We start from the raw sequence: 12,991 nt of genomic DNA, 5'->3' as shown, positions 1-12,991 counted from the left end.
CCAAACCACTCATCCAGCCCCGCTGATTCCGAAAGCCATATGGATAAAGAAACCTCTTTGCAGGCTTATCACTGGCGCCTGTTTGCCACAACAAGCAAAGACGGCCAGCCAGCCCCCGCCATTCCAGGCGCGGGCGGCGAGCAAGTCACCCTGAATTTCACCGACAAAATGATGTCGGTCGACAATCTGTGTAACGTCCTGGGTAGTGGCTACACCGTCAAGGGCACCAAAATCACCTTCACCTCGCCGGTCAGCACCATGAAAATGTGCGCGGACCCCGAACTGATGCGCAACGAACAGGCCGTGGGCAAACTGCTGCCTACAGCAACGACATGGAGCATGGCCAAGGCCGACTCTGCACCGGACAACCCCGCTCCGGTCCTGACCCTGAGCTTCAAGGACGGCACCCAATGGCGCCTGAAAGGAGAGCCGACCGCTACGACCCGTTATGGCAGCGAACCCACCCGGGTGTTTCTGGAAGTTGCGGCGCAGCGCGAAGCCTGCTCGCACCCTCTCATGCCCAACTACCAGTGCCTGAAAGTCCGTGAAATCCAGTACAACGACTCGGGTGTCAAAACCCACCTGGGCGAATGGATGTACTACTACGGTGACATCGAAGGCTACACCCACACCCCAGGCGTTCGTAACGTGCTGCGTATCAACCGCTACAAACTGAAAAACGTCCCTGCTGACGCCTCTTCCCAGGCCGACGTGCTGGACATGGTGGTGGAATCGGAACAAGTCGGCAAATAAGTCAGGCAGCTACCCTATCTGAGTGCTGTCTTCGCGAATGGCCGAATCAAATACCCCCAAGGCTGGCTCACGGCCATCTTGGGGGTAATTTATTTCAGGGTGGATTTTTATTAGGCTTAGACAAAAATCTCCCTATTTCAAACTGCCACAACCGGATAAGAAACCGCCACCAGGGAGCCACAAATAGTTACGCACTGCTATGCATTGAACCTAGCCAACAAATCTACTCATCCGTAGTATGGAAATACCGGATAAGCTTTTCCACCTCCCTATTTATCCGGCTTCAAGCCTTGCAATATGCGAGGCTTTTTTTTGTTTGACGAGAACTCTAGCCAGGCACCTCTCTAGCGTCGGTCATAGAGTATCTGCCTCACACGCCAACGGGTTTCATGACGGGCTCGGCGCTGTGACGCGACACAGAGCCCGCAGTCTCTCGTGCGCAGGACGAAGATATGTCACAGGCCAACTGCACTCGTGTCGTTCATGCCGAGCGACGCAACACGTCCTGTACCGTTGGTTCCTGCTCCATGCGAGCATAGAAACGCGACACGTTCGGATAGTCCTTCCAGGTTTTGGGCAGTAAGCCCGTCCACCGCGTCATAACGAAGGCATAAGCGTCGGCGACAGTACGGCGCTCACGGTAAACGTGGTGACCCTGACCGATCAGCCGGTCAAGATGCTGCATCACACGATCGATGCGCGCGTGCGCGGCGGCGCGGACATCGTCAAGCGCCTGAGGCGTTTGGTTGATCGTGTAGCGATGAGGCGTAAATAAAGGCCAGAACGCTGGATGGAAATCCCCAGTCAGGAAAGCCATGATCTCGGCGAACTCAAAACGACCCTGGGCATCACCTTGAACTCAGCGCCACACCATTCCAACGCGATCCAGCACGCAACGGCGCAAGTACCTGGGGCGTAGTAAAGTTTCATTTGGCGATTCTGCAACCTCCTTGCGCCGCCCTGCTTGCCGGCACTCATGCCTGCAAGGACTCACTGAGCACGACGACAAGCTGGCTGCCTTCCGGCGTTGACCAGTCCCTGGCTAACCCTGCTAGCAACTGGTTAGTGCCCAACACAGTAGCACCCGCTCGCGCCATCCGCTCAAGCGCGAGATCGTCCGCGATCTTGCCTGGCGAGCCCCCTGCGTCGGCCGCAACCAGCACTTCATGGCCCTGTTCGAGCAAGCTCAGAACAGGGAAAACCGTACACACGTCATTCGTGACGCCGGCCACGATGAACGTCTTGCATCCCGTCGCCCTGACCGCTTCCGCGAACTGTTCGTCGTGCATGGCGTTGACAATGCCAGCACGTTGGATGCGTGATCTGAACGTCTCCGGCAGGATCGTTTCAAGCTCATTGAGCAACGGCCCCTGCGCGTGGTCTTCCATGCTTGAGGTCAAGACCACGGGCAGCTTCAGGATGCTCGCAGTTTTGGCCAACATCAGCGCGTTGCGTTTCATTTCCGCGAAAGGAATCGACTTCACCCAACTCATCGTCCCCACCTGATGGTCGATAAGCAGGACAGCGGCGTCTCGCCAGGATGCAGTATCAGTCATTGTTATTCTCCAAAGTCACATGAGAGACAAAAAGGCCACCCGTGCTATGCCCGTACTATCCACTGGATCATATTTGGTGTAAATAGAGAAAATATGAATTAAGAATGCCATTTTTGGAACAATGAAAACCGACCCCTTGAGAGATATGAGCCTATTCGTCGAAGTGGCTCGTGCCCGGAGTTTTCGCCGCGCTGCCGAGGCGCTGGGCATGCCAAGCTCAACCCTGTCGCGCAGGATTCTGGCACTTGAGAAGGTGATCGGCCTGCGCCTGTTGCATCGCACGACACGCCGCATAGAACTGACCGAGGCCGGTCAAATTTATTTCGAGCGAAGCCGACGCATCGTCGAAGAGGCGCGGCTGGCGCACGAACAGCTTGACGACTTGGTATCGTGCCCGCAAGGCATGCTACGGGTCTCACTGCCTGTCGACTTCGCCACCGTGTTCCTGGCCCGGTGCCTGCCAGCGTTCTGCCGGCGTTACCCCCAGATCGAGTTCGAGTTTGATCTCTCGCCGCGCCGGGTCGATCTCACAGCCGAGCCCTTCGATGTAGCAATACGCATGGGTGAACTGCCGGATTCGCGCCTTGTCAGCCGCAAGATCGCGGAGGTACCGCGCTATCTGTACGCGTCACCGCAGTACCTCGATACCCACGGAGAACCTCAAGAGCCAAATGACCTGTCACAACATGTATGCCTACTCTTTCCTAACCAGTCCCGCTGGACCTTGCTCAGCGAGGGCGCTAGCCAAGAAGTTGCCGTGACAGGTCGCTTCCACCTCAACAACGTCGGCATGATGCAGTGCCTGGCGGCCGAAGGACTAGGCATCGCCATGCTCGCCCAGGAGGCGGTGCAGGCAGCGCCTGCGGCGCAACACCTACGACGAATACTGACCGATTGGCAGGCTCCCCCTATCGCGGTGCATGCTCTCACTGAGACACGACTGCTACCTGCGAAAACCCAGCACTTCATCGAATACCTGAAGGAGCATCTATCACAGCCTTCGGCGTGATGCGTACACTTTTTTCAAAGACCTTTATACGGCACTTGACGTAACGCGCCACTTTTGTCGAACAACACATCAAACAGCACCACGCTACCCTCCTCCAGCCCAGGGGCGCATACGTCGCTGCACCGCACGGTAAACGGTTGATCGGCAGCATCAGAATCAAAATGGTAAGAATCTTAGCCTGCCACTCTGGACACAGAACAAAAGTGGCCTGCTACGCTACTGTCGGCACATCCTGTTTGAACGTGACCGTCGTGGTGCTCTGCAAACAACCCTGAGCGGTAGCCCCTACTTCCTCAGCTCAACCACATAGTCCTGCAAACCGCTTAAAGCGCCCCGGTATCGGTCAGCAATGCTTGCCATTTCTGTATATCGTTCTGCGCACAGGCCGACCACGTTGCGCAGCTCGCTGGCGATCACGCCCTGCCCCTTCAGGCAGAGCAAGGCCACATAGTGCCATCTGTCCTCAAAAGCCAGCAGACGCAACTTCTCGTCGTCCACCATCTCAGTGTGGGCACGAAACCGCGGCATATTGCTCATCGGCACGCTCCAGAGCCCACACGAGCTGGGCTCCCAGTTTCTGCCGGCTTTGGCGACAAGATGACATATCCAGGCGAAAAGTCGATCGGACAAGGGTTTGGCTCTGCGGCACGGCCTGTCTGACAAGCGGCAACGCGGCTGACTTTGCGCGCTCTGTTGGGCGCACACGGGCACAGTTGGCCCAGTACCTGTCATCCACCTATAACGGCGGGCGCAGCATTGGCGAACGAGTGGCGCGAGCGATAGAAAAAGAAGTGGGTCTGGAGGCCCATAGCCTGGATCAGCAAGGCTATGGCTTTGGGGCCAAGCACAGTTTTGATTCCAATGTGCAGGCCGGCGTGTTTCGGGATCCTGGTCAGAACTTCACGTTTGAAGAAGTGGAATATCTGCTGACGGACCTGTGTCTGTCCGAGCGTTCCTTTGCCTTGCAGATCAAGGGCGATTCCATGTTGCCGGATTTCAAGGAAGGCGACCGGATTATTGTCGATTGCGAGCTCACGCCTCGTCCGGGTGATTATGTAGTCGCCAAGAACAGCGAAGAAGAAGCCACCTTCAAAAAATACCGCCTCTTGTGCATTGATGAAGGTGGTCAAGAGATTTTTGAGCTGGTGCCGCTGAACGAGGACTACCCTTCCATTCGCAGCGACCAGCATGCCATTGAAATTATCGGCACCATGGTGGAACACCGGAAATACTACCGGCGTTCGTAAACGACTGGCCGCGCGACAGATCGGCAGGCGCCACTTAACGTTTTTTCATTTCCTGATCAACCTTCTCCATCCAGGCCTGATCGCAAGGTACAGGCTGTACAGCGGCTTGACCGTACAAACGGAAATGAACCACATTGCACCACTCCTGTGAGCCGAAGTCAGGGCCATGCCCTTGGCCATCTGAAACCGCCAACTGGCGATCCACCTGCTCTAACCAGGCCTCACTGCCGACTGCTTCAGTGGGCGTCGTTGTTTGACAAGCGGCTAACAAGAAAGCGGGAACAAACATGAAGATTCGCATGACATCATCCAAGATAAAAACTACCGTTACAGCAAAGCGCCAACAAAACGTATTTTTCAACGCTCTTTTTATGGCAAGACTATCGGGACCTCAAGCTCGTCCCTGGCACAGCTAGCAAACGCCACCAACACCAAAAAAATGCCGACCGAACAGCTTGCTTAGCAATGGCCCTTTTTTGCCTGGCCCGGAGGACAGTGCCGCTGACCATATCCACCGTCCCCATCCGGATCCACAATGACTGAACCTCTAGGGGTATGGACCGCACAGGCAGAAAAAATAGACGTCAGGGTCAGGGCTAAAAGAAGTGTTTTCATCATTATTGCCTGGAGTTCAAACGCGTACATTGTGCTCCAAAGATGAACAACAAGATGCAACCAAGCGCGAGCACATATTGATCGCCGCTCAGAGGCTCAGCACTCATTCACTCTTCCCATGGCGCTAGGCATAAATATGGACTTTATGTAATAATTGCGGACTTGTCGCCCCTCTAGCTCATGCTTGGTTAGAGCAGCGGACTCATAATCCGTTGGTGCCGTGTTCGACTCACGGGGGGGGCACCAAAATATCCCTGTTAAATCAGGACATTAGAGCCACCCGATGCGGTGGCTTTTTTGTTGTCTGGCGCTTAGCCCGCCCTAGCCGTTTCGCTGACCAGTGTCGATATAACACCCGCCTAGGTCTTTTATCTAGACACAGGGACAGCAGCAACAATTGTTAAATATTGTTTTATATCCGGACCCTTAGCTGTCGAATCATTAAAATCGCTTCTCTTTATATAAGCAGAAGGGGAAGTTCATGACTTTTCGTATGGGTGGATTGGCTGCCGTGCTGGCCATCGCTGGCCTGACTGCAGGTTGTCAGACGATGGATGTGGGTGGCTTGGTGGGTGCTGGCAGCAAGGCGGTTCAGGCGCTCAGTTTGTCGGATCAGGAAGTGGTCGCTCTGTCTGATCAATCCTGCAAGCAAATGGACGCTGAAAACAAAGTGGCCAGCGCCAACAGCAAGTACAACAAACGCCTGCAACGTATCGTGAAACCATTGACGAAACAGTTGAATGGCCAAACACCAAACTTCAAGGTGTACCAGACTCAGGAAGTCAACGCCTGGGCGATGGCTAACGGTTGTATCCGTGTTTATGCTGGTCTGATGGACAAAATGAACGACGACGAATTGCGTGGCGTGATCGGTCACGAAATGGGTCACGTTGAACTGGGCCACAGCAAGAAAGCGATGCAAACTGCCTACGGTCTATCCGCCGCTCGTGACGCCGCTGCCGCTACCGGCAACAGCGTGGTGACTCAACTGAACTCCAGCCAATTGGGTGAGCTGTCTGAAGCATTCCTGAACGCTCAGTTCTCGCAATCGCAAGAGTCCGCTGCTGACGACTACGCCTTTGACCTGCTGACCGAACGCAAGCTCAAGACACAAGGCCTGGTCTCTGCCTTTGAAAAACTGGCCACCCTGGACGGTGGCGAGAGCAGCGTAATGAGCTCGCACCCCGGTTCCAAGGAACGCGCCCAGCGTATGCAGCAGCGTATCGACGCGGCTAAGTAAGCCAGTTCAACGCCGCCAGGAGCATGCCTGTCACCCGTCCGCTTTGCGGGCGGGTTTTTTATGGTGCGCACCAAGGCTAGCACCCAGGTTTGAAGAATCACAACGTCGCCGCCACAGAAGCAGCCAGGAACTTTTCGGTGGTCAGCAATACCAATCACATAGCTTCAGTACCCGTACTACCTCGCACACCCCAGGCATGCGAAGTCACCGCCTTGAAAAAGTTACTTTTCGTCGCGGGGGACGCCATAAACCCGTGCCTGCTTTCAGGTATGCTTGTGCCATTCTTTGGTCTTGGCAGTGACGCTCTTGAAAAAGTCTCCCTCTTCAAAACCTTTCTGCCCCTGCGGCAACTCCAACACCTACGAGGCCTGTTGCGGCCCGTGGCATCAAGGTCCCCAATACTTGCAAGCTCCCGATGCCGTCACCTTGATGCGTTCTCGTTACTGCGCGTTTGTGCGTGATGATCTGGACTACCTTCTGGCCACCTGGCATGGCTCCACCCGTCCCCATTCGCTGGAACCCAATCCCCAGGGTTTGCAATGGCTGGGCCTGGATGTGCGACGTCATGAGCGTGTGTCCGACACAGAGGCGATTGTGGAATTTGTGGCACGCAACCGCTTGCAGGGCCGGGCCAATCGTCTGCATGAAATCAGCCGTTTTGTCCTTGAACAAGGCCAGTGGTTTTACGTCGATGGAGATTTTTCATGAGCCAGCCCCGTCAAGCGGAACCGGCGCAACAGATTCATGGCTCCAGCTTGCCTATGGCTTTGCTCCTGGAAGCCGACCCTAGCACTTATCTGATTGAACGCTACAGGGACACGCCGCACGCCTGGTGCATCAAGGATCAAGGTGAAATTGTGGCGGCGGCTATTTTGCAGCGCAGAAAGGCTCAGGATTGGGAGCTGATGAACATGGCTGTTCTACCTTCGCATCAAGGTCAGGGACTGGGCCACAAGCTGCTGTCAGCCGTCATTGAATATGTGCGCGAGCAAGATGGGCAGACCTTGTATGTTGGCACCGGCACAATAGGCTACCCACTGTTTTTCTATCAACGCGCCGGCTTTCGGGTTGTGGCGCTTGAACCCGATTACTTCCTGCACCATTACGACAAGGCCCTGTTTGAGGACGGTTTACAGCACAAAGACCGCCTGATTCTGAGTGTCCCCCTGAACTAAAGGACAGCCCCTGTCTGTCCCATCCTTCTAGTTGATATGCTAAGCACTTTAAGCAATTTTGCCGAACAAGCCACGGCGCTGATCAGCGCGCACCCTCAATGGGTCACCCCTGCCGTATTTGCGCTTTGCCTGGTTGAGTCTCTGCCCTTTTTGGCACTTATCATTCCGGGTACCGCTATTCTATTGTCTGTCGGTGCGCTGGTTGGCGCTGGCGAAATGGATTTGTTGCCCGTCTGGCTGGCCGTCACGCTGGGCGCGGGCATCGGCAATGCCATCTCCTTTTATCTGGGCCAACGCTATGGCGGCAACCTGTTCCACTTCGAGTGGGCACGCAAGCGTTTGCACCTGTATGCGAAAGCCCAGGCGTTTTTTGCTCGCTGGGGATGGTTTAGTATCGTGGCCTGTCGCTTTATTGGCCCCTTGCGCTCGACGGTTCCCTTGATTGCGGGCACCTGCGCCATGTCACCTCTCAGTTTTCATATCTCCTCCTGGGCCTCAGCCGCTTTATGGGCCAGCGTCCTGTTGCTGCCTGGTTGGTTCAGTTTTCAACCCTGATTTCCCATGACTCCTGTAAGCCTTGCCTACCTACATTTATTCATCGCGATTCTCTTCGAGATCATTGCCACCAGCCTGTTGCAACGCTCTGCGCAGTTCACACTTGTGGTGCCCAGCATATTGACTGTGCTGTTTTACGCAGGTGCGTTTTATTTTCTGTCGCTTAGCTTGCGCGTCATGCCCGTTGGGGTCGCCTATGCAATCTGGAGTGGCGTGGGTATTGTGCTGATCTCACTCATCGGCTGGGTGGTTTTCAAGCAGAAACTGGATTTGGCCGCTATGATTGGTATCGCCTTTATTGTGGTGGGCGTACTGATTGTGAATCTGTTCTCTAACGCCGTTGGCCACTGATTTTAGTGAATACCTATGATTGCCTTGATTCAACGGGTACGTCAGGCCCAGGTCGATATTGAAAACCAAACCGTTGCAAAAATTGGAACTGGCATGGCCGTTCTGGTCTGCGCCGAACACGGTGATACGACTGAGCAAGCCAGGCGTTTGCTGGATAAGCTGTTAGCCCTGCGCATTTTCTCGGACGAGCAAGGCAAGATGAATCTGAACCTGCTGCAAGCGGGTGGTCAGCTTTTGCTGGTCAGCCAATTTACCTTGGCGGCAGACACCCGTAAGGGGAATCGCCCCGGTTTCAGCCGCGCAGCGCCCCCTGCTCTGAGCCAACCCTTGTTTGATGAACTGGTATCCATGGCCCGCAACTGCCTTCCCGATACACAGTGCGGCGTATTTGGCGCCGATATGCAGCTCAGTCTGACCAACGATGGCCCGGTCACTATTCCCCTGCATATCGCTCCAGATATCACCCCAAGCTGACGTTTGCCTTAAAGAACCTCCCTCCCTATAATTGCGCAGGGTGTTTTGCTGGCATGGTGCAGCAGGGCAGGTTAAATATATACGCAAGGTCGGGCCGCCTTGTGGAGATTTGCCGACCATGTCCCACCCCACCCCCGGTGCACCCATACCGCGTGCCCATGTTTTGACCCGCCAGCTTCAAGCTCAATTGCAGCGTCTTTTGCATATCGAGGCCCTTGGCGGGGTCGTTTTGTTGCTGGCTGCCGCCGTGGCCCTGATCTGGGCGAACTCCTCATTTTCTGAGAGCTATTCGGCTCTCTGGCATACCCAAGTCACCTTGGAGCTGGGCTCTTGGCGCTTCTCGCAAGATCTGCATTTTTGGGTCAACGATATTTTGATGACCCTGTTTTTCCTGGTTGTCGGGATGGAGATTCGCCGCGAGATCCATGATGGCGCCCTGTCTGACTGGCGCTCGGCCCTGTTGCCTATCTGTGCCGCCCTGTCCGCCATTATCCTGCCCGCGCTGATCTATGTGGCCATGAACCCTGACCCGAACGTCCTGACGGGCTGGGCCATTCCCACCGCCACCGACATTGCCTTTGCCGTCGGCGTACTGGCATTGCTGGGCCGCTCCCTGCCTCCCAGCCTGCGGGTGTTTTTGCTGGCGCTGGCCATTATTGATGACCTGGTCGCCATCCTGATCATTGCCTTCTTCTACTCGGGTGGCCTGGACTACAGCGCCTTCCTGATTGCAGGTGTTGGCATTGTGGCTGTTCTGGGCCTGCAGAAGATGGGTATCGGTTCGGCCTGGGCCTATGTCGTTCCCGGTGCGATTCTATGGTTTGGCCTGTTGAAAACCGGCGCTCATCCAACCTTGGCCGGTGTCGTTCTGGGCATGATGAGCCCGGTACGTGCCCTGCCTCTGCCACGCAAGGCTCGTCACTTGAATCTGGAGCTGGCAACCAAGCTGGAAAGCCAGCACGATACCCATGAAGTCATGTATACCTTGCAGAGAATGCAGATAGCCCAGCGTGAAATCCTGCCCCCGGTCCAGCGCATTCCCGCACTACTGCACCCTTGGGTAGCCTTCATCATCATGCCTGTGTTTGCGTTAGCCAATGCCGGGGTCAGCCTGAACGGTCTGGACCTGAATGCAGCCGGAGCACAAAGTGCGCTGCTTGGCGTAGCCATTGCCCTGATTGTGGGCAAACCCTTGGGCGTCTTGCTAGGTACCTGGCTACCGGTGCGCCTGGGTCTGTGCGCCCTGCCGGCAGGCATGAATTGGTCCGGTGTCGCCTTGATCGGTTTGCTGGCTGGTATTGGCTTTACCATGTCCATCTTCGTCGCCAACCTGGCCTTTGCCGAACCTGTGTTGCTCGATGCGGCCAAACTGGGCGTGCTCTGCGGTTCCCTGGCCTCGGCCGTGCTGGGATTGGTATGGGGCCTGATCGTGCGCCGTCGTTATCAACATGCAGCATCTGAAGCGGCATATAGCCGAGCATAAAAAAAACAGGCCCACATTAGCGTGGGCCTGTTTTTTCAGGGGTACATCAATTAATCAATCGTCAGCACACGTTCGTTCAGGATACGGCGGCAATCCATTTCATACTCCAGCTCCTTAACGGGAGGGCGAGCCAGATGCCAGCCCAGACCATGGCTGATCGCCCCGCGTCTGGCCAACTCACTGGCCATAAAGGGGTGCAGATTGTGCACGGTATAAGCATGAGTTGCCGTGGTATCGGCCCACTCATGACCCAGCACCTCCAGACGACGCTCCATTTCATCCAAAACCCATTGGGCTTTCTTGAGTAGGCCCTCAGGCGATACATCCCGATAAGCCACAATGCTCTCTATATCATCATCAGGCAGTTCGGGAACCTCGCAACTACCTGCAATCACAAAGGTGGCTTCTTCAATATCGGTTTCCACCGTGTAGCTGAAAGCGTAAAAGCTAGGCTCGGCAGGCGCGCCGACCAAAGGCGACACATTGCTGCGCGCGACCGGATTGTGTTTGCCTTTGACCAGACCCCATTCTTTCAGCGTCTCCAGATACAGCTCATTGAATTGATTGAAGTCGCTATCGCTGACCGGCTCGGGGGAGCGCAGCTCGCAAGCGCACAAAGCGGTCAAGGGACGCTCTTCCGCCTCCAGTACAGCCTGAACCAAGTCAAAGCCTTCTTTCAATGGCACGGGAGCAGAAAACACGACCCGGCAGATCTCATAACCGGGCTGAGCGGCCACCCCGCCCGAAAAGCGGTTCACTCCGCTCGGAATGAAGCGGTAGTTGCCTTTGTCAAAATTAATCGCATTGCTCATGGTTGTTCCTGATCGTGTAGTGGACCTGGACCCGCCTGGGTCGAGTCGCCGTTATGCGGCAAAGCGGGCACTATAGCACCCTCTGAACCATCTCAAGTTCGCTACCAGGGCGCAAGCCCCACCTGAACAACACACATCATTGGTTTGTGCATCATGGCAATCGCTTTGACTTCCCGCACAGACCTCCCTACGATGGCGTTATTCTTCATCACGCTGATGCTCAGCCTGGTATTGCACTGAGCAGTTCTATGGGTAAATCATGGATCGATTCACAGACATACGTAAGCTCCCCTAGCAGCCTTCCCCTTCAAAAAAACCGTAGTCTGACCTTGCTCACGCCAGTTCATTTCCTGTACTTGCGCGCCCACTGGAGTATTGCATGTCCCAGCATCCACCTATTGATTTACTCGGCCCTCAAACCCCTGTTGCCGACATTGCTCTGGCGCTGAACCAACTGGAGCAGCGCCCGGCCCTATTGGCCGCCCAAGAACTGGATAACGAACGGCTACAAGCTTTGCTGGAGATACCGGAACTGCGTTGGGCCAGCGCCATTGTGATGGAACTGAGCAGCCCCGAGCGCCTGCCGGTGCTGGAAACGCTGGCCGAAGACCGCATGGCCGACCTGCTGCAAGATCTGGACCACGAGGACCAAGAGCAGATTCTGGGCCGCCTGACCCAAGCTACCCGCACCTCCATCATGCGGCTGATGCACTACCCGGCCGATACCGCCGGCGGCATCATGACCACCGAGTTTCTGCAAGTGCCCATGAGCTGGAACGTCGCCCAGACCTTGCAACATATCCGCGAGGTGGAAAGCACCCGCGAGACGGTCTACGCCATCTATGTCGTTAACGATAAGCAGCAGTTGCAGTTTGTGGTGCCCTTGCGCAAACTGGTGTGCGCCGACCCGCAAGCCGCCTTGACCGAACTGTGGAGTGGCGACAGCCCTATCGCCGTTCAGGCACTGACCGATAAGGAAGCCGTTGCCCAACTGATACGTCGCCATGACTTTCTGGCCATCCCGGTGGTGGACGACGCCAATGCCATCATCGGTATCGTGACGGTGGATGACGTGATTGACGCCCTGATGGACGAGGCCGCCGAAGACATGAACCGCTTTGGGGGTGCCGAACATATTGGCAAACCTTACTTGCAAGCGGGCTTTAGCACCATGATCCGTAAACGGGGGGGCTGGCTGGCCATTCTATTCCTGGGTGAAATGCTGACCGCCAGTGCCATGCAGTACTACGAAATACAGCTAGAAAAAGCCGTGGTGCTGGCCATGTTTATTCCCTTGATCATGAGCTCTGGTGGTAACTCCGGCTCGCAAGCCACCTCCCTGCTGATTCGCGGCCTGGCCCTGGGTGAAGTCCAGGTGCGAGACTGGTGGCGTGTGCTGTTGCGCGAGTTGCCCGTAGGCTTGGTGCTAGGCACGATGCTCGGGGCGATCGGCTTTATCCGCATTGAAGTCTGGCAGCACCTGGGCCTATACGATTATGGCGAGCACTCCTTGCTGATTGCCTTGACCATCTGGCTGGCCCTGGTTGGCATTGTGACGTTCGGTTCTTGCATCGGCTCCATGCTGCCCTTCATCTTGCAGCGCGTCGGATTTGACCCGGCCAGTGCCTCGGCGCCCTTGGTGGCCACCTTGGTGGATGTGCTCGGTTTGGTCATTTATTTTTCTGTGGCCGCACTGCTGCTGACAGGAACATTGCTCTAGC

General features: G+C 55.8%; 16 protein-coding genes and 1 tRNA gene. 12 read left to right on the top strand and 5 right to left on the bottom strand.

Annotated elements, in window-relative coordinates:
* The first annotated feature begins 39 nt into the window (after positions 1–39).
* Positions 40–753, top strand: coding sequence for a DUF4377 domain-containing protein (locus ACDI13_RS15440; protein WP_372372508.1), 714 nt, complete (start codon positions 40–42; stop codon positions 751–753).
* A gap of 481 nt (positions 754–1,234) precedes the next feature.
* Here ACDI13_RS15440 and ACDI13_RS15435 read toward each other — a convergent pair whose 3' ends face one another.
* Positions 1,235–1,570, bottom strand: coding sequence for a glutathione S-transferase family protein (locus ACDI13_RS15435; RefSeq protein WP_316990697.1), 336 nt, complete (start codon positions 1,568–1,570; stop codon positions 1,235–1,237).
* 157 nt (positions 1,571–1,727) lie between these two features.
* The gene (locus ACDI13_RS15430) at positions 1,728–2,309 is read right to left on the bottom strand and encodes an isochorismatase family protein (protein WP_316990696.1); all 582 of its coding nucleotides are present in this window, start codon (positions 2,307–2,309) and stop codon (positions 1,728–1,730) included.
* A 121-nt stretch (positions 2,310–2,430) separates the two neighbouring features.
* On the opposite strand from ACDI13_RS15430, the gene ACDI13_RS15425 reads away from it, so the two are divergent.
* Positions 2,431–3,318, top strand: a complete 888-nt coding sequence (locus ACDI13_RS15425; RefSeq protein ID WP_316990695.1) for a LysR family transcriptional regulator — start codon at positions 2,431–2,433, stop codon at positions 3,316–3,318.
* Between the two features lie 285 nt (positions 3,319–3,603).
* Here ACDI13_RS15425 and ACDI13_RS15420 read toward each other — a convergent pair whose 3' ends face one another.
* Positions 3,604–3,855 carry a hypothetical protein gene (locus tag ACDI13_RS15420; RefSeq protein ID WP_316990694.1) on the bottom strand — a complete coding sequence of 84 codons (252 nt, stop codon included), beginning with the start codon at positions 3,853–3,855 and terminating at the stop codon, positions 3,604–3,606.
* Between the two features lie 230 nt (positions 3,856–4,085).
* Between ACDI13_RS15420 and ACDI13_RS15415 the strand changes: the two genes are divergently transcribed.
* A complete protein-coding gene (locus ACDI13_RS15415; protein ID WP_372372507.1) occupies positions 4,086–4,565 on the top strand; it encodes a LexA family protein in 480 nt (159 codons plus the stop codon).
* A gap of 34 nt (positions 4,566–4,599) precedes the next feature.
* On the opposite strand, the gene ACDI13_RS15410 is transcribed toward ACDI13_RS15415, so the two are convergent.
* On the bottom strand, positions 4,600–4,866 hold the full coding sequence (locus ACDI13_RS15410; RefSeq protein ID WP_316990692.1) for a hypothetical protein: 267 nt from the start codon (positions 4,864–4,866) through the stop codon (positions 4,600–4,602).
* Positions 4,867–5,347: 481 nt separating this feature from the next.
* Between ACDI13_RS15410 and ACDI13_RS15405 the strand changes: the two genes are divergently transcribed.
* The 8 genes from ACDI13_RS15405 (at position 5,348) to nhaA (ending at position 10,458) form a co-directional block, all read left to right on the top strand.
* Positions 5,348–5,426: transfer RNA gene (locus ACDI13_RS15405), tRNA-Ile, on the top strand.
* Between the two features lie 235 nt (positions 5,427–5,661).
* Positions 5,662–6,420: a M48 family metallopeptidase gene (locus tag ACDI13_RS15400; protein ID WP_316990691.1), complete on the top strand. Its 759-nt coding sequence runs from the start codon at positions 5,662–5,664 to the stop codon at positions 6,418–6,420.
* Positions 6,421–6,726: 306 nt separating this feature from the next.
* Positions 6,727–7,128, top strand: a complete 402-nt coding sequence (locus tag ACDI13_RS15395) for a YchJ family metal-binding protein (protein WP_316990690.1) — start codon at positions 6,727–6,729, stop codon at positions 7,126–7,128.
* The gene (locus ACDI13_RS15390) at positions 7,125–7,595 is read left to right on the top strand and encodes a GNAT family N-acetyltransferase (RefSeq protein ID WP_316990689.1); all 471 of its coding nucleotides are present in this window, start codon (positions 7,125–7,127) and stop codon (positions 7,593–7,595) included. The genes ACDI13_RS15395 and ACDI13_RS15390 overlap by 4 nt, the downstream gene beginning before the upstream one ends.
* 36 nt (positions 7,596–7,631) lie before the next feature.
* Positions 7,632–8,150 carry a DedA family protein gene (locus ACDI13_RS15385; protein ID WP_316990688.1) on the top strand — a complete coding sequence of 173 codons (519 nt, stop codon included), beginning with the start codon at positions 7,632–7,634 and terminating at the stop codon, positions 8,148–8,150.
* A 6-nt stretch (positions 8,151–8,156) separates the two neighbouring features.
* Positions 8,157–8,501 carry a multidrug efflux SMR transporter gene (locus ACDI13_RS15380; protein ID WP_316990687.1) on the top strand — a complete coding sequence of 115 codons (345 nt, stop codon included), beginning with the start codon at positions 8,157–8,159 and terminating at the stop codon, positions 8,499–8,501.
* Between the two features lie 15 nt (positions 8,502–8,516).
* Positions 8,517–8,975, top strand: coding sequence for a D-aminoacyl-tRNA deacylase (gene dtd / locus ACDI13_RS15375; RefSeq protein ID WP_316990686.1), 459 nt, complete (start codon positions 8,517–8,519; stop codon positions 8,973–8,975).
* Positions 8,976–9,093: 118 nt separating this feature from the next.
* Positions 9,094–10,458: a Na+/H+ antiporter NhaA gene (nhaA, locus tag ACDI13_RS15370; RefSeq protein WP_316990685.1), complete on the top strand. Its 1,365-nt coding sequence runs from the start codon at positions 9,094–9,096 to the stop codon at positions 10,456–10,458.
* Between the two features lie 50 nt (positions 10,459–10,508).
* On the opposite strand, the gene ACDI13_RS15365 is transcribed toward nhaA, so the two are convergent.
* The gene (locus tag ACDI13_RS15365; protein ID WP_316990684.1) at positions 10,509–11,270 is read right to left on the bottom strand and encodes a hypothetical protein; all 762 of its coding nucleotides are present in this window, start codon (positions 11,268–11,270) and stop codon (positions 10,509–10,511) included.
* 379 nt (positions 11,271–11,649) lie between these two features.
* Between ACDI13_RS15365 and mgtE the strand changes: the two genes are divergently transcribed.
* Positions 11,650–12,990, top strand: a complete 1,341-nt coding sequence (mgtE, locus tag ACDI13_RS15360) for a magnesium transporter (RefSeq protein WP_316990683.1) — start codon at positions 11,650–11,652, stop codon at positions 12,988–12,990.
* The last annotated feature ends 1 nt before the right edge of the window (position 12,991 follow it).

The sequence above is a fragment of the Alcaligenes faecalis genome (assembly GCF_041521385.1).
Classification (GTDB): Bacteria; Pseudomonadota; Gammaproteobacteria; order Burkholderiales; family Burkholderiaceae_B; genus Alcaligenes; species Alcaligenes faecalis_E.
The sequence above is the reverse complement of the archived record's forward strand: the minus strand, read 5'-3'. Positions and strand labels throughout refer to the sequence as shown.

Coding starts and splice junctions, on each gene's coding strand:
- ACDI13_RS15440 (WP_372372508.1), top strand. CDS start 40: ATGGATAAAGAAACCTCTTTGCAGGCTTATCACTGGCGCCTGTTTGCC.
- ACDI13_RS15435 (WP_316990697.1), bottom strand. CDS start 1,570: ATGGCTTTCCTGACTGGGGATTTCCATCCAGCGTTCTGGCCTTTATTT.
- ACDI13_RS15430 (WP_316990696.1), bottom strand. CDS start 2,309: ATGACTGATACTGCATCCTGGCGAGACGCCGCTGTCCTGCTTATCGAC.
- ACDI13_RS15425 (WP_316990695.1), top strand. CDS start 2,431: ATGAAAACCGACCCCTTGAGAGATATGAGCCTATTCGTCGAAGTGGCT.
- ACDI13_RS15420 (WP_316990694.1), bottom strand. CDS start 3,855: ATGAGCAATATGCCGCGGTTTCGTGCCCACACTGAGATGGTGGACGAC.
- ACDI13_RS15410 (WP_316990692.1), bottom strand. CDS start 4,866: ATGCGAATCTTCATGTTTGTTCCCGCTTTCTTGTTAGCCGCTTGTCAA.
- ACDI13_RS15400 (WP_316990691.1), top strand. CDS start 5,662: ATGACTTTTCGTATGGGTGGATTGGCTGCCGTGCTGGCCATCGCTGGC.
- ACDI13_RS15390 (WP_316990689.1), top strand. CDS start 7,125: ATGAGCCAGCCCCGTCAAGCGGAACCGGCGCAACAGATTCATGGCTCC.
- ACDI13_RS15385 (WP_316990688.1), top strand. CDS start 7,632: ATGCTAAGCACTTTAAGCAATTTTGCCGAACAAGCCACGGCGCTGATC.
- ACDI13_RS15380 (WP_316990687.1), top strand. CDS start 8,157: ATGACTCCTGTAAGCCTTGCCTACCTACATTTATTCATCGCGATTCTC.
- dtd (WP_316990686.1), top strand. CDS start 8,517: ATGATTGCCTTGATTCAACGGGTACGTCAGGCCCAGGTCGATATTGAA.
- nhaA (WP_316990685.1), top strand. CDS start 9,094: ATGTCCCACCCCACCCCCGGTGCACCCATACCGCGTGCCCATGTTTTG.
- ACDI13_RS15365 (WP_316990684.1), bottom strand. CDS start 11,270: ATGAGCAATGCGATTAATTTTGACAAAGGCAACTACCGCTTCATTCCG.
- mgtE (WP_316990683.1), top strand. CDS start 11,650: ATGTCCCAGCATCCACCTATTGATTTACTCGGCCCTCAAACCCCTGTT.